Raw genomic sequence first — 21,855 nt, 5'->3', positions numbered from 1 at the left:
CAATCATGGCGGTAATTTCATATATCGATGCGGTAACAATGGCTATTCGAGAAGAAATGGAAAGAGATCCAAGAGTTTTTGTTCTTGGAGAAGATGTAGGTAGAAAAGGTGGCGTTTTCAAAGCTACCAATGGTTTATATGATCAATTTGGTGAATACCGTGTACTTGATACACCACTTGCTGAGTCTGCTATTGCAGGGGTCGGTATTGGTGCGGCCATGTATGGAATGCGTCCAATTGCAGAAATGCAATTTGCTGATTTCATTATGCCGGCAGTGAATCAAATTGTTTCGGAAGCAGCAAAAATTCGCTACCGTTCTAACAATGACTGGAGTTGTCCAATGGTTATTCGTGCTCCTTATGGCGGTGGCGTCCACGGTGCACTTTATCACTCACAATCTGTTGAGGCGATGTTTGCAAACACACCAGGATTAAAAATTGTTATGCCTTCTACTCCTTATGATGTAAAGGGGTTATTAAAAGCGGCGATTCGTGACGAAGATCCAGTATTATTTTTCGAGCATAAAAGAGCTTACCGCTTAATTAAGGGTGAGGTTCCTGAAACGGATTATGTATTACCGATTGGGAAAGCGGATGTGAAGCGTGAAGGTGAAGATATCACGGTTATTACATACGGCTTATGTGTTCATTTTGCTCTTCAAGCGGCAGAAAGATTAGCTAAAGATGGAATTTCAGCTCATATTCTTGATTTACGCACCGTATACCCGTTAGATAAAGAAGCTATTATTGAAGCTGCATCTAAGACTGGCAAGGTACTATTAGTCACAGAGGACAATAAAGAAGGAAGCATCATGAGTGAGGTTTCTGCTATTATTGCCGAAAATTGCTTATTTGAGCTTGATGCACCGATTAAACGTTTGGCTGGCCCTGATGTTCCTGCTATGCCATATGCTCCAACAATGGAAAAATTCTTTATGGTTAATCCGGATAAAGTTGAAAAGGCGATGCGTGAATTAGCAGAGTTTTAATTTGCACTAAGAATTTTAGAGGAGGTTTTACACCTTGGCTATCGAACAAATTAAAATGCCCCAACTAGGGGAAAGTGTTACTGAAGGCACAATAAGTAAATGGCTTGTAGCTGTTGGTGACAAAGTAAATAAATACGATCCACTTGCAGAAGTGATGACAGATAAAGTGAATGCTGAAATCCCATCTTCCTTTACAGGTATTATTAAAGAATTAATTGCAAAAGATGGCGATACATTTGCTGTCGGTGAAATTATTTGTACTATCGAGGTTGAAGGTGGAGCAGAGGAAACGACTTCTACACCAGTTGTTACAAGTGAAGCAACTGCAGTTGCTGCAACACAAACTGTGGAAGCTGATGCTCCAAATAAAGCTCGTTACTCCCCAGCCGTACTTAAACTTTCCCAAGAACATGGAATTGACCTTGGACTAGTCAAAGGCTCAGGTGCGGGTGGACGTATCACTCGTAAAGATTTATTGAGTGTAATTGAATCAGGAAATATACCAAAAGCAGGCACAACTCCGGCACAACCAGTTGTGGAAGCACCAACTGCTCCCGTTGCACAAGTTGCATCATCAGCACCAGCTGCACCAAAAGCTGCTGCTCCGGCTCCTTCCGTTCCAACAATGCCTGGCGATATTGAGATTCCGGTTACAGGTGTTCGTAAAGCAATTGCTGCTAATATGCTTCGCAGTAAGCATGAGGCACCGCATGCTTGGACAATGATGGAAGTAGATGTAACGAATCTTGTAGAGTACCGTAATTCTCTTAAAGATGAGTTTAAGAAAAAAGAAGGCTTTAACTTAACCTTCTTCGCTTTCTTTGTTAAAGCGGTTGCTCAAGCCTTGAAAGAATATCCACAAATTAATTCCATGTGGGCTGGAGATAAGATTATACAAAAGAAGGATATTAATCTAAACATTGCTGTGGCAACAGATGATGCATTGTTTGTTCCAGTTATTAAAAATGCTGATGAAAAAACAATTAAAGGCATTGCCCGTGAAATCACCGAGCTAGCTGTTAAAGTTCGTAAAGGTCAATTGAAATCAGAAGATATGCAAGGTGGAACCTTCACGGTAAACAATACTGGTTCTTTCGGTTCTGTTCAGTCAATGGGAATCATTAATTATCCACAAGCGGCAATCTTACAAGTAGAATCAATTGTAAAGCGTCCTGTTGTAATGAACAACGGCATGATAGCTGTTAGAGATATGGTGAATCTGTGTATGTCACTCGATCATCGTGTCCTAGACGGTTTGGTTTGTGGCCGTTTCTTACAGCGTGTAAAGGAAATTCTGGAGAATACTTCAAAAGAAACAACTTCTATTTATTAAATTACAACAAGAGTGGCTACTAGTGTAGTCGCTCTTGTTTTCTTTCTATTATTTCTTTCTATCCTCATTTATACTAATATATATGTAAGAAATAATTTAGAATTTATAGAAAAATAAGCGTAATAGAGAGGAGGGAAGCTGTCATAACAGCATCCAAATGAGGAATGAGACATTTTTACCTTCAAGCTATAAGGAATGGGAAGCAAAAGCTGAGGAATCTTTAAAAGGAAAGAAACTAGAATCCCTTTTTCATCATACATATGAAAACATTATTTTGAAACCGCTTTATTTAAAAGAAGATTGTGATATAAAAACCAGTTTTCCTGGAGGAGCCAATTATCGAAGAGGGCTTCAGGCACTAGGGAATCATTCCAATCCATGGAAGATTTCTCAAACGATAACTTATCAAAATGTGGAAGAATTAGAAGAAAAGTTTACGGAGGTTTTAGAAAAAGGTCAAACTGCTTTATCGTTTGAGGTAAACCAATCACTTTTAGAAGATACTAATAAGCTTCAAGGATTACTTAATCGTTATATGGATGGTGTTCCTCTTGCGATAGATACAAAAGGATTTCATGAAGCTTTTGCTTCTATATTATCTACTGTTGCTATTGATAAAGATGTTTCAGGCTATGTAGCAGAAGACCCGATGTCCTATTTAGTTACAAATGGTTCTCTGCCAATCTCGTTAAACAACTATTTTGATACATGGACAGAAACAATCCAATCGACAGCAGAAGTATTACCTAATATAAAGACGATCCTAATAGACACTACCCCTTATCATAACGGCGGGGCTAATGCTGTCCAGGAATTGGCTGTTGCGTTGGCTACAGGTGTTTTTTATTTAGAAGAACTATCTGCACGCGGTCTTTCTCCTGAGAAACTATTTGAAAAAATGATCTTTAAATTTCAAATCGGATCTAACTTTTTCTTAGAACTAGCAAAACTGAGAGCAGCACGAGTTCTATGGGATAAAATGGGGGAGGCATACAATATTTCTCCAGAAAAGCGAGGAATGGAAATCATTGCTGAGACATCTTCGTTTAATAAAACTTTGTACGACCCACATGTTAATATCCTACGTGCTGGAAACGAGGCATTTGCCGCAGTTTTAGGTGGCGTTCAATTTTTACAGGTTGGAGCCTTTAATGAGTTAGAGGGGATCACTAGTTTATCAGAACGTTTAGCTAGAAATACTCAATTGATTTTAATGGAAGAATCTAACCTTAAACATATTGTTGATCCAGCAGGTGGCTCTTGGTACATCGAATCATTAACCAATGAACTAGCTGAAAAAGCTTGGGAGTACTTTTTATCCATTGATGAAAAAGGTGGAATAATGGAGGTTCTATCAACTAACTGGATACAAAATGAAGTATCACAAGTTCTTCATAAAAGACTTCTAGATGTTAGCATAAGAAAACAAAGTATAATTGGGACAAATGCGTATGCCAATCTGGATGAGGGAGTAAAACATTCAAAAACAAAAGAGATAAATACGTTCTCCTTTGCTAGCGGTGAATACCATACCATTCAATCAATTTTTCCTACTAGACTATCAGAGTCGTTTGAAAATCTTAGATACCGTGCTAACCAACTGGAAAATAAAACTCCAATCGGTCTTCTTTGTTTCGGCGAATTAAAGCAATATAAAACAAGAGCAGATTTTATCTCTGGTTTTCTATCGGCAGGAGGATTAGAAAATAGCAGAAGTCATTCATTGTTTGAACTTGACGATGTTCAAGCCTATATTAATGAGACTAGTTTAAAACATTACGTTTTCTGCAGTTCGAATGAAAAGTATATTGAATTAGGACCTGAAAGCATTCAGAAGTTGAAACTAGCTAATCCTGAAGTAAGTTTTTATCTTGCAGGTTTACCAGAAAAGGAGACTCAAACTGATTGGCTAAAGGCTGGAATTCAGCAATTCATCCATGTCAAGACAAACTGCTATGAATTCCTTACTTCCATCATGACTAAATTAGAGGAGGTGTCTCCAAATGAAAAATAAACCTGATTTTCGAAAAATAAAACTAGATACCGTCCCAACTTTTTCAAAAGAGGATTGGAAAAGAAAAGCAGAAGCTGAAATCAATCAGAATATAGATGATTTGTTGTTTGAAACGAATGAACAAATCAAATTAAAGTCTCTATATACGGAAGAAGATATTGCTGGCGTTGAACATTTGAACGATATGCCTGGTATTGCCCCATATACCAGAGGACCATATCCTACTATGTACGTAAATCGTCCATGGACCGTAAGGCAATATGCAGGTTTCTCAACGGCAGAAGAAAGTAACGCATTTTATCGTCGGAATCTTGCCATGGGACAAAAGGGATTGTCAGTGGCTTTTGATTTAGCAACACATAGAGGATATGATTCGGACCATCCCCGTGTAGTTGGAGATGTTGGGAAAGCCGGTGTAGCCATTGACTCTGTGGAAGATATGAAAATATTATTTGCTGGAATTCCATTGGATCAAATGTCTGTTTCGATGACAATGAATGGTGCTGTCCTACCTGTACTAGCCTTTTTTATCGTAACAGCCGAAGAACAAGGGGTTAGCAAAGAAAAATTAGCTGGTACGATACAGAATGATATTTTAAAAGAATACATGGTTCGAAATACGTATATTTACCCACCGGAAATGTCTATGAAGATTATTGCAGATATTTTTGAGTATACAGCAAAATACATGCCGAAATTTAATAGTATTAGCATTTCTGGTTATCATATGCAGGAAGCAGGGGCACCTGCGGATATTGAATTAGCCTATACACTTGCCGATGGGTTGGAGTATGTGAGAACAGGTTTAAAAGCTGGTATTGATATTGATTCATTTGCACCAAGGTTATCGTTTTTCTGGGCAGTAGGCATGAATTATTTTATGGAAGTGGCCAAAATGCGCGCGGCAAGATTTATTTGGGCAAAAATGTTGAAATCATTCCATCCTAAAAACGATAAATCTTTAGCGTTAAGAACACATTCGCAAACATCCGGCTGGAGTTTAACAGAGCAAGATCCATATAATAATGTGATTCGTACACTATTAGAAGCACATGCAGCGGCGATGGGGCATACACAATCTCTACATACCAATGCATTAGATGAAGCAATAGCCTTACCTACTGATTTCTCGGCTCGAATTGCCCGAAACACTCAATTATTTTTACAAGAAGAAACAGGTATTACGAATGTAATAGACCCTTGGGGTGGTTCCTATTATGTGGAAGCATTAACACAACAGTTAATTGACCGTGCTTGGGAGCATATTGAAGAAATTGAGAGCTTAGGTGGAATGGCGAAAGCAATTGAGACAGGCTTACCAAAAATGAGAATTGAAGAAGCAGCTGCTCGCCGTCAAGCTCAAATAGATTCAGGTAAAGAAGTGATTATTGGTGTCAATCGATATCGATTAGAAGAGGAAGAGCCAATAGAAATCTTAAATATTGATAATACGGAAGTAAGAGAAAAGCAATTAGAAAAATTGCAGCAGATCAAAACTTCTCGTGATGAAAAAATGGTAAAAGAAGCTCTTGCCCAACTAACGGAAGCGGCTGAAAAAGGTGAAGGTAATCTATTAGAATATACTGTTCAAGCTGCTAGAGTGAGAGCGACATTAGGCGAAATTTCAGATGCTATTGAGAAGGTTGCCGGTAGACATAAAGCGATGATTCGTTCCATTAGCGGAGTATATAGTAGTGCTTATTCAAATGATGAGGAAATCAACGTTGTAAAGGAAATGACGGATGAATTTTTAGAGAATGAAGGTAGAAGACCGAGAATTCTTATTGCTAAAATGGGGCAAGATGGTCATGACCGCGGTGCAAAAGTTATTTCAACTGCTTTTGCCGATTTAGGTTTTGATGTGGATATTGGACCATTGTTCCAAACACCGGAAGAAACGGCGCGTCAAGCAGTTGAAAACGATGTACATGTGATTGGAATGAGTTCACTTGCAGCAGGACATAGAACTTTACTGCCTCAGTTGATAGAAGAATTGAAGAAGCTTGGCAGAGAAGATATTTTGGTTGTCGTTGGAGGAGTGATTCCTTTCCAAGATTATCAGTATCTCTATGAGCATGGAGCAGCGGCAATTTTTGGACCAGGGACTGTTATTACTGTAGCAGCTCAAAAGGTGATTCGAGCAATTTATCGACAGCTTGGATATGAGGAAGTGTCACAGTAATGAGTGATAATAGGGATGAAATGATAGGAAAGGGCCGTTTTAAAAAAAAGAACGGTCCAGTCTATTCAGTAGATCAGATGTATAATGGGATATTAAAACGTGATCGAAGCAGTCTGGCTCGTGCAATTACTTTGATTGAAAGTAATGCGGAGCAACATTTTTCCCAATCTCAAGAACTATTGGAAAGAATTTTACCTCATAGTGGAAAATCATTACGAATTGGCATTACTGGTGTTCCTGGTGCCGGTAAAAGTACATTTATAGAAGCATTTGGAGTGTATCTATGTGAACTTGGCTTACGTGTAGCTGTTTTGGCTGTTGATCCTAGTTCAAGTATTAGTGGAGGAAGTATACTTGGTGATAAAACGAGAATGGAGCAGCTTTCACGTCATCCATTAGCTTTTATACGACCGTCCCCATCTGGAGGAAAGCTTGGTGGAGTTCATCGGAAAACACGTGAAACAATGTTGCTTTGTGAAGCCGCTGGTTTTGATGTTATTTTAGTGGAAACCGTTGGTGTTGGTCAAAGTGAAGCCATCATTCGTGATATGGTCGATTTCTTTATGATGCTTGTCCTTACAGGTGCTGGAGACGAGCTTCAAGGAATGAAAAAGGGAATAATGGAACTGATTGATGCCGCCATCGTTAATAAGGCAGATGGGGAGAATAGACCTCTGGCTATAAAAACGAAAGAGGAATATAATCGGATCCTCCATTTCTTACAACCCGCCACTTTCGGTTGGAAAACAAAGGCCTACACCTGCTCTGCTCTTTTTAAGGAAGGAGTGGAGCAAATATGGACTATGCTCCAGCAGTTTGAAAAGACAACAAAGGATTCAGGTATTTTTGCAGAACGAAGAAGGATTCAGAACAAACATTGGTTATATTCCCTAATAAGTGATCAGTTGCATTTTCGTTTTTTTAAACAGTCCGGAATAAAAAGAGCACTTCCAATTCTTGAAGAAGAAGTGATGAACGGTAAGAAAACCGTTGCATCTGCAGTAGATGAGTTGTTCTTAATAGAAAGAAATTCATAAATATATATAGCTGCCTAAAAAAATAGGACAACACGTAAATGTGCTGTCCTGTCAAAAAGGGAGTATTGGGGTATGAATCTGGCTGCACAGATATACTACCCGTTTTTTTTAGGGATAAACCTCCTACATTGAAATTTTTATGAATTAATTGGTATGATGTATATATAAGCAATGAAAGGAGTTTTTTTACATGGATATGAATTTTAATTTATTTATGAATGATGTCGTTCGTCAAGCTCGTCAAGAGATTACGCATGTCGGATATCAAGAACTACAAACACCAGAAGAGGTAGAACAAGCCTTAAATAAGCCAGGTACCACTCTTGTTATGGTGAATTCAGTTTGCGGATGTGCGGGAGGTATTGCAAGACCTGCAGCCGCTCATGCCCTTCACTATGATAAGCGTCCAGACCAGTTAGTAACTGTATTTGCAGGGCAAGATAAAGAAGCTACTGAAAAAGCTAGAAGTTATTTTACAGGTTACCCACCATCCTCACCATCTTTTGCATTATTAAAAGATGGAAAATTAGTTTCTATGATCGAACGCCATGATATTGAAGGACATGAACCAATGGCGGTTGTAAATAAATTACAAAATGCATTTGAACAATATTGTGAAGAAGTGTAAATCTAAATAGAGATGCCTCGGATATGTTCCGAGGCTTTTTCTTTTGTTTTTGATTTCTGAATAGTTTGATTTTACCTTGAATAATTTAAGGTTCTTAGAATAATACTAATAAAGCAAATTCCCTTATTTTTATTAGATTTTTCTGTTAATAAATAAGAAATAATATCCAATCTATTAATATTTAAAAATACTATTGCATATTTATTAAACCGTGTTAAAATACATTTATGTGAATAAATATTAAACTATATTTTTGAAATAATAGGAGGAACAAAGAATGAAAAAAGGTTTATCACTTATCATTATGGCTTTTCTAATGATTGGATTATTAGCAGCTTGTGGTACAAGCAATAATGAAAGTAAAGATGCAACTTCCGGTAAAAATGAAGGAAAAGATAAAAAAGTATTAATTATGGGAACATCAGCAGATTACCCTCCGTTTGAGTATATTGATACTACTAAAGGGGAAGAAATTATCGGTTTTGATGTAGACCTTGCAAAAGCATTAGCTGATAAGCTTGGATATGATGTTCAAGTGAAAGATATGGATTTTAGCGGATTAATCTCTGCTCTTGAAAATGGACAAGCAGACTTTGTATTGGCAGGAATGAGCCCTACTGAAGAACGTAAAAAAAATGTAGATTTTTCTGATGTATACTTTACAGCAAACCATATGATTGTAACAAGCAAAGATAGCGGTATTAAAACAATCGAAGACTTAAAAGGTAAAACGGTTGGTGTCCAACTAGGTACTATTCAAGAAGAAAAAGCAAATGAAATTGCTAAAACGGTTGATATCAAAATTGAAAACCGCAACCGTATCCCTGAATTAATTCAAGAAATCAAAGCAGGACGTTTTGATGCTGCTATTATTGAAGATACAGTCGCTGAAGGATTTTTTAAGAACAATTCAGATTTAGATGGCTTTACTATTGAAGACGCTACTGAGGAAGAGGCTGGATCTGCGATTGCTTTTCCAAAAAATAGTGAATTAACAGCAGAATTTAATAAAGTTTTAAATGAAATGATTAGCAACGGTGAACTTGATAAGTTAGTTGTGAAATGGTTTGGCGGAGATGTAAAGTAACTTAAAATAAAAAACGTTCAGAGGAGTTACTCTGAACGTTTTTACTTCAAGTGATGACGAACGAAAGTTTTACTAGGAAAGGATGATTAAAGGAATGAATCTAAATTTTACAGATATCCTTCCAACGTTACCGTTTATACTTAAAGGTATCGGTATTACCTTAAAAATTGTAATTGTTGCGGGCTTGTTAGGATTCGCATTTGGTATTATTTTAGCATTATTAAAAATTTCATCTTTAAAGATTTTGAATTGGATAGCAGATGCATATACCTCTATTTTTCGTGGAACTCCATTAGTTTTGCAATTAATGATTATCTATTTTGGTTCTCCGCAAATTGTAGGTTATCAGATTGAACCTTATAATGCGGCAGTTTTAGCGTTCGCCTTAAACTCTGCAGCCTATATTTCAGAAATTATACGAGCAGGCATTTTAGCCGTAGATAGAGGGCAACAAGAAGCTTCTATGGCGCTTGGAATTCCGTATAAAAAAATGATGTGGGATATCATCATGCCACAAGCTTTAAAAAATATTTTACCAGCGTTAATGAATGAATTTATCACTTTAACAAAGGAATCAGCCATCGTAACGACCATTGGCGTTATGGATATTATGCGTCGTTCATACATTGTTGGTGCCGACAAGTTTTCATTTTTCGAACCATTAATCATAGCTGGAATCATTTATTATGTCATGGTTATGACATTGACATTACTGGGGAAAGCCGTTGAAAGGAGAATGAGACGCAGTGATTAAAGTGAATGATTTATATAAGAATTTTGGCAAGCTCGAAGTTTTAAAAGGCATTACCACTTCTATTAGAGAAGGAGAAGTAGTTGCCATCATTGGGCCATCAGGTTCTGGAAAATCGACGTTTTTACGTTGTTTAAATCTTTTGGAAAATCCAACGAGCGGGAAGATTTGGATTGGGAATGAAGAGGTAACAGATAAGAAAACGAATATCATGAAAGTGCGTCAAAATGTCGGCATGGTGTTTCAACACTTTCATTTATTTCCCCATAAAACAGTTTTGCAAAATTTGACCTATGCTCCTATGAAAGTGAAGGGGCTTTCAAAGCAAGAGGCGGAAAAATATGCTTTCGAGCTATTAGAAAAGGTCGGATTAGCTGAAAAAGCAAATGATTATCCAACTAGATTATCTGGCGGACAAAAACAGCGCGTTGCCATTGCAAGAGCTCTGGCAATGAACCCAGAAGTCATGCTGTTTGATGAACCAACCTCGGCACTTGACCCTGAAATGGTGAAAGAAGTACTTGAAGTAATGAAATCACTAGCACATACTGGAATGACAATGGCCATTGTAACCCATGAAATGGGTTTTGCTCGTGAAGTCGCAGACCGTGTATTATTTCTAGATGGTGGCGTTTTAGTAGAGGATGCTCCTCCAAAGGAATTTTTCACAAATCCAACAAGCAAACGTGCCCAAGAATTCCTAGAAAAAATGCTATAAAATGATTGCTATTTATACCCAAAATGAACAAACTAATATAGTAACAAAAAGATGGTCATCATGATCATCTTTTTGTTTTTTACTATTTTATAGTAACAGGAGTCATTTAAATGAAATATCGAATTGGCTATCGAACCATAAAAACGGCTATGGGAACAGCCATAGCCATCATAATTGCTCAACAATTTGGTTTGAGTAATTTTGTGTCAGCTGGAATTTTAACCATTCTATGTATTCAAGTAACGAAGCTACGATCATTAAGAACTTCATGGGATCGTTTTCTAGCCTGTATCTTAGCAATGCCTTTTTCTTACTTATTTTTTGAAGGTGTAGCTTACCATCCAATTATGATTGGCCTCTTACTTTTATTTTTTATCCCAACTCTCGTCATGTTAAAAGCGAAAGATGGTGTAGTCACTAGTAGTGTTATCATTTTACATATTTATTCCGCAGGACAAGTAACATGGGATTTACTTTTTCGTGAAACTGGAATAATTGTTATTGGTATTGGTGTGGCATTATTGATGAATCTTTATATGCCAAGTTTAGAAAACAAACTAGAAGATTTTCAGATTAAAATAGAGGCAAATTTAAAGATTATCTTTCTGGAAATCGTTCATTATTTAAGTACTGGAAAAAGTGATTGGAACGGGGAGGAAATCCTAGAAACGGCTAAACTGATAGAAGAAGCCAAAGCACTCTCTTTTCGTGATATCGAAAATCATTTTTTAAGAAATGAAAGTCTGTATTTTACTTATTTTAAAATGCGGGAAAAACAATTAGAGATTGTTGAACGATTACTCCCAATGATTACATCCATCCCGTTAATGGTTAAGCAAGGAAAAATGGTTGCCGATTTTATTGGTGAATTATCCGAGCATATTCATCCTGGAAATACGGCTGCCCATTTCTTAGAGAAATTAGCAGAATTAAGATTTGAGTTTGAAGAAATGTCACTGCCGAAAACAAGAGAAGAATTTGAGGCAAGAGCTGCATTATTTCAAATTGTAAAAGAGATGGAGCAATATTTAATTATAAAAAGTTCCTTTAAAGGGCTCAAGAAGGGGAAATCCAGGAATCAAAAAATGCTAGATGAGGCAAACTATTGAAAATGATGTGAGGGTGATATAATGTTAAACACATTGACAGCCTTATTTCTAACTTTCTTTATCTCTCCCATTTGGCCATTAGGTCCAAATCCTTTACCAGGTGACCCTTTTATCATTGTTAACAAAAGTACGAATGAAATGGCCTTTGTGAATGAAAATCGCATTCAAACGGTTGTTAGTGTTGCAACTGGAAAAACAGAAGACTTAACCCCAGAAGGTCTCTTTACCATAACAGTGAAGGCTAAAAATCCATATTACCGTAAGAAGGATATTCCCGGGGGAGATCCTAAAAATCCTCTTGGTACTAGATGGATAGGCTTTGATGCTGAAGGTACGGATGGTAGAATATACGGTTTTCATGGAACTAACCAACCAGAATCAATTGGTAAGAATGTATCCCAAGGCTGTGTCCGTTTGCAAAATGAAGCGATTGAATCACTATTTGATTATATCCCTTTAGGGACAAAGATTGCGGTTACTTCAACCAAAAAAGACTTTGAACAGATAGCAAGAGAATATGGTGCCTTAAAATAGAAGTGGCTACTCCAATAAGGAGTAGCCCTTTTTATGTTATAAAAATGACGCAAGTCCGATAAGTAGGGTTGAGGCTAACATAGCAAATAACATCGTGTAAACAATGATTTTTTGCATTTTGCGATTAGACATAGAGAATCATTCCTTTCTAAAATCCTAAAACGGTCTTTCCTTCTATTTTACATGAGATATGCCTATCTGAACAACCTCTTAAATAAGGAAGGATTTATGACACTTTTGTCGAATAAGATATTGTCGAATTATTTTAAAATATAGCAAAATGGAGTGGATTTTATTGGTAAAAAAGATTGACCACATCGGGATAGCTGTTCGATCACTAGAGAATACGCTTCCATTTTATACAGAGGTATTAAACCTTCCTTTACTAGGAATGGAAGAGGTTGATAGCGAAAAAGTTAGGGTTGCTTTTTTAAAGATTGGTGAATCCAAATTAGAGCTTCTAGAACCAACTTCAGAAGAAAGCCCTATTGCTCAATTTCTCGAAAAACGAGGGGAAGGACTTCATCATGTAGCTTTGAGTGTTGATTCCATTGAGGACCGTATTGAAGAAATAAAAAATAAAGGTATCAGAATGATTAATGACATACCCAAAAAAGGGGCTGGTGGAGCAATGGTGGCTTTTATGCATCCAAAGTCAACCAGTGGAGTACTTTTCGAATATTGTGAAAAGAAAGGAATAGAGCATAATGAGTGACATCTATGAAAAAATAAATGAATTATATGACCGAAAAAGGGAGATTGAGCTTGGTGGTGGTGACGAAAGAATCCAAACTCAGCATGAAAAAGGAAAATTAACAGCTAGGGAAAGAATTGAACTATTAGTCGATAAAGGTTCGTTTGTGGAATTGAATCCATTCTTAGAACATCGCTGTACTGACTTTGGTCTTGCAGACCAAAAAGGTCCTGGTGATGGAGTCGTAACGGGTTACGGAAAAGTGAACGGGCGTCCAATCTATTTATTTTCACAGGACTTTACAGTATTTGGCGGAGCATTGGGAGAAATGCATGCCAAAAAAATCGCAAATGTAATGGATTTGGCTGCCAAGAATGGTGCGCCATTTGTAGGACTTAATGATTCTGGAGGAGCCAGAATACAAGAGGGTGTTGTCTCGCTGGATGGTTATGGACATATTTTTTATCGTAATGCCATATATTCAGGTGTGATTCCACAAATTTCAGTGATTATGGGCCCATGTGCTGGTGGAGCCGTTTATTCGCCAGCGATTACTGATTTTGTTTTTATGGTGGAAAAAACAAGTCAAATGTTTATTACAGGTCCAAAGGTAATTGAAACAGTTACAGGAGAACAGATTTCTGCCGAAGATCTAGGTGGAGCTTTAGTTCACAGCTCTATCAGCGGCAATGTTCATTTCCATAGTCAGACCGAAGTTGATATACTTCAAAAAGTCCGAAAATTATTAAGCTATCTGCCGCAAAATAACGAGGAGAAACCTCCTCGATATGAGACTTCAGAAGAGGAAGATTATCGTCCAGATCTCACGGATGTCGTTCCGTTTGATGCAGTTAGACCTTATGATGTCAGAAAGGTCATCGAACAGGTTGTGGACCAAGATTCATTTATGGAAGTACACCAAGACTTTGCCAAAAATATTGTCATTGGTTTAGCGAGAATTAAAGGAGAAGTCGTAGGTCTAGTTTGTAATCAGCCGAAATTTATGGCTGGCGGATTAGATATTGATTCTTCGGATAAAGCATCTCGTTTCATTCGTTTCTGTGATTCGTTCAATATTCCGATTATCACTTTTGAGGATGTTACGGGCTTTTTCCCTGGGGTAAAACAAGAGCATGGTGGGATTATTCGTCATGGTGCCAAAATCTTATATGCCTATTCTGAAGCGACTGTTCCAAAATTAACGGTTATTTTACGAAAAGCATATGGTGGTGCTTATGTCGCATTAAACAGTAAATCGATTGGTGCGGATTTAGTTTTTGCATGGCCTAATGCTGAAATAGCTGTAATGGGACCTCAAGGTGCGGCAAATATTATATTTGCACGAGAGATTGCAGGTAGCGTAGATCCAGAAGCTTTAAGACAACAAAAAATCGAAGAGTATCGTGAGAAATTTGCTAATCCCTATGTTGCAGCAAGCCGTGGGATGGTGGATGATGTCATTGACCCACGAGAGACTAGAATTAAAATCATTCAAGCATTAGAAATGCTTCGAAATAAAAAGGAATCAAGACCATCTAAAAAACATGGGAACATACCTTTATAAACAGTTAAATTAATATTAAAGAAAAAGGTAGGATCACAAGTCCTATCTTTTTCTTTGCAGTGATATTTTAGTAAAAACCACTAATTTGAAGACTCGCTTTTTTCTATGTATACTTAGATACGAGTAGGATTACATAATTGGGGGTTTGACAGATGATGAATGAACAGCGACTTTTAGAAGAATTTTTAGAGCTTGTACAAATTGATTCAGAGACAAAATTCGAAACCGAAATTGCCAAAGTACTAAAGAAGAAATTTTTAGATTTGGGCCTAGAAGTATTTGAGGATGATACAACATCAAAAACTGGTCATGGTGCAGGAAATCTTATTTGCACTCTACCTGGAAACAAGGATGGTGTGGATCCCATTTATTTTACATGTCATATGGATACCGTTGTTCCAGGAAAAGGAATTAAGCCTTCCATAAAGGACGGTTATGTTGTAACAGATGGTACCACGATACTGGGAGCAGATGATAAAGCCGGACTTGCTGTTTTGCTAGAGGTAATTCGTGTTCTTAAGGAGCAAAATATTCCTCATGGACAAATCCAATTTGTCATAACAGTAGGCGAAGAATCTGGTCTTGTCGGTGCAAAAGCAATTGACCCTTCTCTTTTAAAAGCTAAATTCGGCTATGCGCTTGATAGTGATGGAAAAGTAGGGAATGTCGTGGTAGCGGCACCTACTCAAGCAAAAGTAAAAGCCGCTATTTTTGGTAAAACGGCGCATGCAGGAGTTGCACCTGAAAAGGGAGTTTCTGCCATTACGATTGCGGCAAAGGCGATTGCCAAGATGCCTTTAGGACGTATTGATAAGGAAACGACGGCAAATATTGGACGTTTTGAAGGTGGTCAACAGACCAATATCGTTTGTGACCGTGTTGACATCTTAGCTGAAGCACGTTCTTTAGTAACCGATAAAATGGAAGCTCAAGTAGCCAAAATGAAAGAGGCTTTTGAAACAGTAGCCGCTGATATGGGTGGAAGAGCAGAAGTGGATATTCAGGTAATGTACCCTGGATTTAAATTTGCTGAAGGAGACCATGTTGTAGAAGTAGCGCGACGAGCAGCAGCCAAAATCGGACGCAGTTGTGAGCTTACACATAGTGGTGGTGGAAGTGACGCAAATGTCATTGCTGGATTGGGTATTCCTACAGTTGTTCTTTCTGTTGGTTATGAAGAAATTCATACAACCAATGAAAAAATGCCAATTGAGGAATTAAATAAATTAGCTGAAATGACTCTAGCTATTATTGATGAAGTTACAAATGGGTAATGATTTCAAAGAGGACCAAATTGGTTCTCTTTTTTTTACTGTAAAAAGGATATTAATGATTTGTTTTTTGCTGTATATTTAAAGTACAAATCTATTAAATAAGGAGGTTTTTGATATGGCTGAATCTAGCAAAGTGATTGTTTTTCAAGTTGATAACGAAGAATATTGTATTCCTATTCAATTTGTTGTCTCCATTGAAAAACTAGAAGGAATTACCCCTATCCCTCATTTACCTGAGTATGTAAAGGGGATGATGATTGTTCGAGGAGAATTGGTTCCTGTTATTGATTTGGAACAAATATTCTATAAGCGTCAATTGGAACAAACAGAGTCTTCTCGTTTAATCGTTCTAAATACAGAGGAACTATCGATTGGAATAATGGTAAAAGATGCAAAAGAGATTATCGATATCCCTGCTGAAAATATTAAACAGGTTGGGTTAGTCGCATATGCTAAAACCTCATATTTTTCAGGGGTCGCAAATCTTAATTCAAGACTTATTACCTTCATCGATCCGTTAAAGCTAGTACAAGCATTAGAAGGTGTTAAAGAAATTAAAGATTATATGAAAAGCCATCAATCATGATGGCTTTTTACTTTATTAAACTATCTATAAAAATAGATAAAGCGGTCGTCAATTCGACCGCTCTTTTCTTTACAAATTATAGCTTCTAGTAAGATTCCTCTAGTTGATCGACTAGTGAACCAACAAATGATACTGCCTTTTTAATAGCATCTGGTTTAGACATATCTACTCCAGCTAGTTTTAATAATTCAAGCGGCTTTAATGTTCCACCAGCTTTTAAAACCTCTAACCAGCGATCAACCACAGGCTGACCTTCTTCTTGAATCATTTGGGCAACTGCTGTTGAAGCTGTTAAACCTGCGGAATAGGTGTATGGATATAATCCCATATAATAATGTGGCTGGCGCATCCATGTTAAGCTTGCACCTTCATCGATTTTCACTGAGTCTCCCCAGAATTCCTTAAGGACATTTCCTTTAATCTCACATAAAGTTGTGGCTGTTAATGGTTTTCCTTGTTCTGCAAGGTCATACACACGACGTTGGTATTCACCTTCTAATAAGTGAGTAACAAAATTGTGATAGTAAGTACCTAATAGTTGAAGAATGACCCAACGCTTCATTTGCTTATCATTCGTATTTTTTAATAGATGTTGACCTAATAATAATTCATTCATCGTTGAAGGTGCTTCAACATTATAAGTGGAAGGTCTTGTATTAAAAATACGTTGGTTTTTATTAGCTAAATAAAAATGACCAGCGTGACCAAGTTCATGTGTAAGAACAAAAGCTCCGCGCATTGTATCTGTCCAAGTAATTAAAATGTATGGGTGAGCTCCGTATGGGCTGGAACAAAATGCACCTGTAGATTTACCTACGTTATCAGCTAGGTCTACCCATCTTTCAGTAAGACCTTTTTCCATGATAGCAACATACTCTGGTCCCATTACTTGTAAAGATTCTAAGATTACTTTACTAGCTTCTTCATAGGTAGTTTTAGGATTAAATTCAGGATCTAAAGGCGCCTTTAAATCACAAAATTGCATTTTGTCGAGACCAAGCACCTGTTTCTTTAGGTTTGCAAATCTTCTCATATGTGGAGCTAGCTCTTTTTGAATAATATCAAGCTGATTGTGATACATTTCAACAGTTACTTGTTGTGGGTCTAATAGCATATGGGTAACAGATTCATAGTTTCTTAATTTAGCTAATGCTACTTGTTTCTTTACTTCTGTTGCATAAGTAGTAGCAAACGTATTTTTGTATTGTTTAAGTGTCGAGATAAATGATTCATAAGCTTTACGGCGTACATACGTATCCGGTGAAAATTCATAACGATCTTCAAAAAGAGCAAATGAATTTGGAAGCTCATTGCCTTCTTCATCTTGGAATGAAGGGAATTGCATATCTGCTGATTTACTCATTTCATAGATTTTGTATGGTGCTCCATGAACTTCTCCTAATGAAGCTAAGGCTACTTCTGTTTCAGGAGAAAGCTTATGTTTTTTTGATTCCAAAAGTTCGGTTAGGTTTTTACGGAATGGTTTCAATTCCTCTAATTCGTTTATGTATGCTTCTACAGTACCTTCAGGAAGCGATAGAATCTCAGAGGAAATAAAAGTAAGTGCTGCATTAACTTTAGTAATAACTGAAGCAAATTTAGAAGAGTTTGCTTGATTATTAGGGTTGGTGCCTTCCTCTGTTTGTCTTAAGTTTGCATAAGTACCTACAAGAACGATTCTTTGTTGAAGCTTTTCTTGGGCAAGTAGACAGTCTAAAAGTGTTTGAGCTCCTTCATGAAGTTTGCCTTTATATTGAGTTACCGATGAAAGGCTTGCCTCAATAGCATTTAGTTCTGTTTCCCAAGCTTCATTTGAAATGAATAAATCCTTTAAGTTCCAAGTTAAATGCTCAGGAACTTCTGAACGAACATAACGTTTTTCTGCCGTATTTTTCATTTTTACGCCCTCCATTATTCGTAAAGCTAAAATTTCGTAAAGCTAATAAACATTATTATAATGCAAAAACTTAATTTAATGATAGTCCTTTTTTCTGAATTTTTCTATTTTTAGAGTAGTTCTTTCTATTCTATTTTGAATTTTTTCAAACATACCCCTCTATGATAAAATAAAATCATAGAAAGGTAAGGAAGTGGCGTAAAGTGAAAGAATTTTATCCTAAGAATGGTAGAGTCATTTTACATGTTGATATGAACAGTTTTTATGCTTCAGTTGAAATGGCTTATGACCCAAGCTTGAAAGGAAAGCCACTTGCAATCGCTGGAAATGTAGAAGAAAGACGTGGAATTATTATCACCTGCAGTTATGAAGCTAGAAAATTTGGTGTGAAAACGACGATGCCGCTTTGGGAAGCAAAAAAGCTATGTCCGGGGTTAATTGTCATGAAGCCAAGCTTTGATCGATACAGAGCTGCCTCTTTGGGAATGTTTGACATCCTTCGGCAATATACAGATTTAGTTGAACCAGTTTCTATTGATGAAGGTTATATGGATATAACAGATAGTTATCATTTTGGAAGTCCTATTGAAATTGCACAAACCATTCAAAAGCGTATACTAGAGCAGCTTGATTTACCATGCAGTATTGGTATAGCCCCCAATAAATTCTTAGCGAAAATGGCTTCAGATATGAAGAAACCAATGGGGATTACCGTGTTGCGAAAAAGAGATATTCAAAAGGTTCTCTGGCCCTTGCCGACGTATGAAATGCATGGAGTTGGAAGGAAAACATCAGAAAAATTACTAACTATTGGGGTTAAAACGGTTGGAGATTTAGCTTCAGCAAACGAAATTCAGTTAAAAGGATTGCTCGGGATTAATGGGGTCCGACTGAAAGAAAGGGCTAATGGAAATGACCAAAGGCATGTTGACCCTGATGCCGTTTCAGATTTTAAATCAATTGGCAATTCGACAACTCTTCCCAAAGATACTACCAATCAAAAGGAGTTGTTTCGTGTTTTAGATCATTTATCAGAAACGGTATCCGTTCGTATGAAAAGAAAAAAAGTGGTTGCTACTACGATTGGTATAACGATAAGATATAAGGATCGAAAAACCGTAACTAGAAGTAAAAAGTTATCTAACCCATTTTTTAAACGGGAAGAAATATTTGCTGCTGCGAAACGTTTATTTTTAAAACATTGGACTGGGGACCCTGTTCGTCTTTTAGGAATAACTTCTACTGATTTAACAGAACATGACCATGCTGTTAAGCAGCTTGATTTATTTTCATTTGAAAAAGAAGCAAAAATAGAGCCGCTGATTCAAACTCTCTCCATGTTAAAAGAAAAGTATGGAAAGAACATTATTGAGCAAGCAAGTGAAAAGGAAATTCAAAAAAATCAGGCAGGTACTTTTACAAGCTTTAATCGAGATTTTCTTCAAAGAAAAGGGGACGATGTTATCGAATAACATCGTCCCTTTTTTACTTTTGGGATTTTGAAAATTGTCTAGCTCCAGCGGGGAAGAAAGCAATTCATTTCTTCCTGCCTAGCCCCTCGATGGAAGAAGAAAAATCACTTCTTCCTTGGTCAAAATAACCTCTAGCGTAAGAAGTCAAAGTTCAGACTTCTTACAGGGAAAAAATGAACTTCTTTTTTCCTTGCTAGAGAACATTTGCTTGTCGGGGCTAACCAAGGCGCTTTCGCTTTTCTTATTAGCAAGATTCTACATCAAGGTCTGTAATCGGCCACCAGAAAAATCCGTCTTTTGCTAGAAGTTCATCTGATGCCATTGGTCCCATTGATCCAGATTCATAGTTAGGGAAGTTTTGCTCTTTTTCATTTTCCCAAACAGCTGAGATTTTATCGACAAAGCTCCAAGATAGAGCAACTTCATCCCAGTGTGTGAAATTCGTTGCATCGCCAATCATACAGTCATATAATAGCGATTCATATGCTTCTGGTGTATTCATATCATGAACATCTTTATTTGAAAAGTTTAATTTGATTGGTGTTGCATCCATTTTTTGTCCTGATTTTTTTGCATTTAAGTATAGAGTGATTCCTTCCTCAGGTTGAATATGAATGACTAAAAGATTAGGATTTAGTGTTTGGTCGGTTTTATAATATAAATTCATTGGAATATCTTTAAATTGAACAACAATCTTAGTCGATTTGGCTGTCATTCGTTTACCTGTTCGAATATAAAATGGAACACCCGCCCAACGGAAGGTATCAAACATTAGCTTTCCAGATACAAATGTTTCTGTGTTAGAGTCAGGATTAACCATATTTTCTTCGCGATAAGCTGGGACATTCTCACCTTTCATTGTACCTTTGCCATATTGGCCACGAACGAAATTTTCATGGACGGCATTACCTTCTAACGGTCTCATTGCTCGAAGTGCTTTTACCTTTTCAGAGCGAATCTCATCGGTTGTTAGTTTAATGGGGGGCTCCATAGCTAATAACGCTACCATTTGAAGCATATGGTTTTGTACCATATCCCTTAATGCTCCACTATTTTCATAATAGCGTCCTCGTTCCTCCACTCCTAATGTTTCACTAGAGGTGACCTGGATATTCGAGATATATCTGTTATTCCAGAGCGGTTCAAAAATAGCATTGGCAAATCGAATAACTTGAATGTTTTGAACCATTTCTTTTCCTAAATAATGATCAATTCGGTAAATTTCATTCTCAGAAAATGCTTTACGAATTTGATTGTTTAGGATTTTAGCTGACTCCAAATCGTGTCCAAATGGTTTTTCAATAACTAATCGTTTAAATCCTTTTACATCAGTTAAGCCATCACTCTTTAAGTGTTCTGCAATTTTACCAAAGAACTCAGGAGCCATCGCCAAATAGAAAACTCTATTTCCCTCTAATTGATAGTGCTGATCTAATTCCTCTGCAATTCTCTTCAATTCTGCATAAGAACTTGGATCCGCGATATCATGACTCTTATAATAAAAATGAGAAATAAATTCATCTACTTTCTCTGTTGTGCCAAGGAAGGTAGTGATCGATTCCTTTACATTTGCTTGAAATTGATCATTCGAAAGAGAACTTCTGGCAATCCCAATGACAGCAAATTGTTCGGAAAGTTTTCCTTTTATAAACAATTGGTAGAGAGAGGGGAAAAGCTTGCGTTTAGCTAAATCTCCTGTTGCTCCAAAAATCATAATCAAAGCAGTTGGTTTTTCAGAATGTTTCACGAGTTTGAACCTCACTTTTATGTAGTGGTAAGAGCTTTAAAAATCATCCATTCAAATATTAAATTTTAGCGCTATATGACAAAAATCGCAAATTTTTGCACTTAGGGTTAGTTTTTGATGAATGATGGATTGCTATCCGTCTTATTTTATTCGTTTGTATGGAAGAGACAGGAAATTTTTAAAATATGATATAGTAGAAATAAGAGAAAGAATCTAATGTATATCCATTGGATTTCTGC

At 36.9% G+C, this 21,855-nt stretch carries 19 protein-coding genes; 16 read left to right on the top strand and 3 right to left on the bottom strand.

What is annotated here, in order from left to right:
* Positions 1-5 precede the first annotated feature (5 nt).
* The 11 genes from ACSBPO_RS15345 to ACSBPO_RS15295 all read left to right on the top strand — a co-directional run bounded on the left by ACSBPO_RS15345 (position 6) and on the right by ACSBPO_RS15295 (position 12,382).
* Positions 6-989, top strand: a complete 984-nt coding sequence (locus ACSBPO_RS15345) for an alpha-ketoacid dehydrogenase subunit beta (RefSeq protein ID WP_442594769.1) — start codon at positions 6-8, stop codon at positions 987-989.
* 34 nt (positions 990-1,023) lie between these two features.
* Complete coding sequence (locus tag ACSBPO_RS15340) at positions 1,024-2,322, top strand: dihydrolipoamide acetyltransferase family protein (protein WP_442594767.1); 1,299 nt, start codon at positions 1,024-1,026, stop codon at positions 2,320-2,322.
* A 157-nt stretch (positions 2,323-2,479) separates the two neighbouring features.
* Positions 2,480-4,336 (top strand): methylmalonyl-CoA mutase family protein, encoded by a 1,857-nt coding sequence (locus ACSBPO_RS15335; RefSeq protein WP_442594765.1) that lies wholly within the window; start codon positions 2,480-2,482, stop codon positions 4,334-4,336.
* Positions 4,326-6,518, top strand: coding sequence for a methylmalonyl-CoA mutase (gene scpA, locus ACSBPO_RS15330; RefSeq protein ID WP_442594763.1), 2,193 nt, complete (start codon positions 4,326-4,328; stop codon positions 6,516-6,518). Before ACSBPO_RS15335 ends, scpA begins: the two co-directional genes overlap by 11 nt.
* Positions 6,519-6,538: 20 nt before the next feature.
* Positions 6,539-7,555 (top strand): methylmalonyl Co-A mutase-associated GTPase MeaB, encoded by a 1,017-nt coding sequence (gene meaB / locus ACSBPO_RS15325; protein ID WP_442600384.1) that lies wholly within the window; start codon positions 6,539-6,541, stop codon positions 7,553-7,555.
* A 190-nt stretch (positions 7,556-7,745) separates the two neighbouring features.
* Positions 7,746-8,183 carry a BrxA/BrxB family bacilliredoxin gene (locus ACSBPO_RS15320; RefSeq protein WP_442594761.1) on the top strand — a complete coding sequence of 146 codons (438 nt, stop codon included), beginning with the start codon at positions 7,746-7,748 and terminating at the stop codon, positions 8,181-8,183.
* Between the two features lie 277 nt (positions 8,184-8,460).
* On the top strand, positions 8,461-9,270 hold the full coding sequence (locus ACSBPO_RS15315) for a transporter substrate-binding domain-containing protein (protein ID WP_442594759.1): 810 nt from the start codon (positions 8,461-8,463) through the stop codon (positions 9,268-9,270).
* A gap of 94 nt (positions 9,271-9,364) precedes the next feature.
* Positions 9,365-10,024, top strand: a complete 660-nt coding sequence (locus ACSBPO_RS15310; protein WP_442594757.1) for an amino acid ABC transporter permease — start codon at positions 9,365-9,367, stop codon at positions 10,022-10,024.
* On the top strand, positions 10,017-10,739 hold the full coding sequence (locus tag ACSBPO_RS15305; RefSeq protein ID WP_442594755.1) for an amino acid ABC transporter ATP-binding protein: 723 nt from the start codon (positions 10,017-10,019) through the stop codon (positions 10,737-10,739). Before ACSBPO_RS15310 ends, ACSBPO_RS15305 begins: the two co-directional genes overlap by 8 nt.
* Before the next feature lie 110 nt (positions 10,740-10,849).
* A complete protein-coding gene (locus ACSBPO_RS15300; protein ID WP_442594753.1) occupies positions 10,850-11,848 on the top strand; it encodes an aromatic acid exporter family protein in 999 nt (332 codons plus the stop codon).
* Between the two features lie 21 nt (positions 11,849-11,869).
* The gene (locus ACSBPO_RS15295; RefSeq protein ID WP_442594751.1) at positions 11,870-12,382 is read left to right on the top strand and encodes a L,D-transpeptidase; all 513 of its coding nucleotides are present in this window, start codon (positions 11,870-11,872) and stop codon (positions 12,380-12,382) included.
* A gap of 36 nt (positions 12,383-12,418) precedes the next feature.
* On the opposite strand, the gene prli42 is transcribed toward ACSBPO_RS15295, so the two are convergent.
* On the bottom strand, positions 12,419-12,514 hold the full coding sequence (gene prli42 / locus ACSBPO_RS15290; RefSeq protein ID WP_442594749.1) for a stressosome-associated protein Prli42: 96 nt from the start codon (positions 12,512-12,514) through the stop codon (positions 12,419-12,421).
* Between the two features lie 163 nt (positions 12,515-12,677).
* Here prli42 and mce point away from each other — a divergent pair, with 163 nt between their 5' ends.
* The 4 genes from mce (at position 12,678) to ACSBPO_RS15270 (ending at position 16,500) form a co-directional block, all read left to right on the top strand.
* Positions 12,678-13,097, top strand: a complete 420-nt coding sequence (gene mce / locus ACSBPO_RS15285) for a methylmalonyl-CoA epimerase (protein WP_442594747.1) — start codon at positions 12,678-12,680, stop codon at positions 13,095-13,097.
* A complete protein-coding gene (locus tag ACSBPO_RS15280) occupies positions 13,090-14,640 on the top strand; it encodes an acyl-CoA carboxylase subunit beta (RefSeq protein ID WP_442594745.1) in 1,551 nt (516 codons plus the stop codon). The genes mce and ACSBPO_RS15280 overlap by 8 nt, the downstream gene beginning before the upstream one ends.
* Positions 14,641-14,792: 152 nt before the next feature.
* Positions 14,793-15,914, top strand: a complete 1,122-nt coding sequence (locus ACSBPO_RS15275) for a M20/M25/M40 family metallo-hydrolase (protein ID WP_442594743.1) — start codon at positions 14,793-14,795, stop codon at positions 15,912-15,914.
* 115 nt (positions 15,915-16,029) lie between these two features.
* Entirely contained in the window at positions 16,030-16,500 is a 471-nt protein-coding gene (locus ACSBPO_RS15270; protein WP_442594741.1) for a chemotaxis protein CheW, read from the top strand.
* A gap of 85 nt (positions 16,501-16,585) precedes the next feature.
* Here ACSBPO_RS15270 and pepF read toward each other — a convergent pair whose 3' ends face one another.
* The gene (pepF, locus tag ACSBPO_RS15265) at positions 16,586-18,397 is read right to left on the bottom strand and encodes an oligoendopeptidase F (RefSeq protein ID WP_442594739.1); all 1,812 of its coding nucleotides are present in this window, start codon (positions 18,395-18,397) and stop codon (positions 16,586-16,588) included.
* Between the two features lie 203 nt (positions 18,398-18,600).
* Between pepF and ACSBPO_RS15260 the strand changes: the two genes are divergently transcribed.
* Positions 18,601-19,869 carry a DNA polymerase IV gene (locus tag ACSBPO_RS15260; protein ID WP_442594737.1) on the top strand — a complete coding sequence of 423 codons (1,269 nt, stop codon included), beginning with the start codon at positions 18,601-18,603 and terminating at the stop codon, positions 19,867-19,869.
* A gap of 244 nt (positions 19,870-20,113) precedes the next feature.
* Here the strand turns inward: ACSBPO_RS15260 and zwf are convergent, their stop codons facing one another.
* Positions 20,114-21,583, bottom strand: coding sequence for a glucose-6-phosphate dehydrogenase (zwf, locus tag ACSBPO_RS15255; protein WP_442600383.1), 1,470 nt, complete (start codon positions 21,581-21,583; stop codon positions 20,114-20,116).
* Positions 21,584-21,855: the final 272 nt, after the last annotated feature.

Origin of the sequence: Neobacillus sp. D3-1R, from assembly GCF_052180215.1 — a bacterium.
Classification (GTDB): domain Bacteria; phylum Bacillota; class Bacilli; order Bacillales; family Cytobacillaceae; genus Pseudoneobacillus.
The sequence above is the reverse complement of the archived record's forward strand: the minus strand, read 5'-3'. Positions and strand labels throughout refer to the sequence as shown.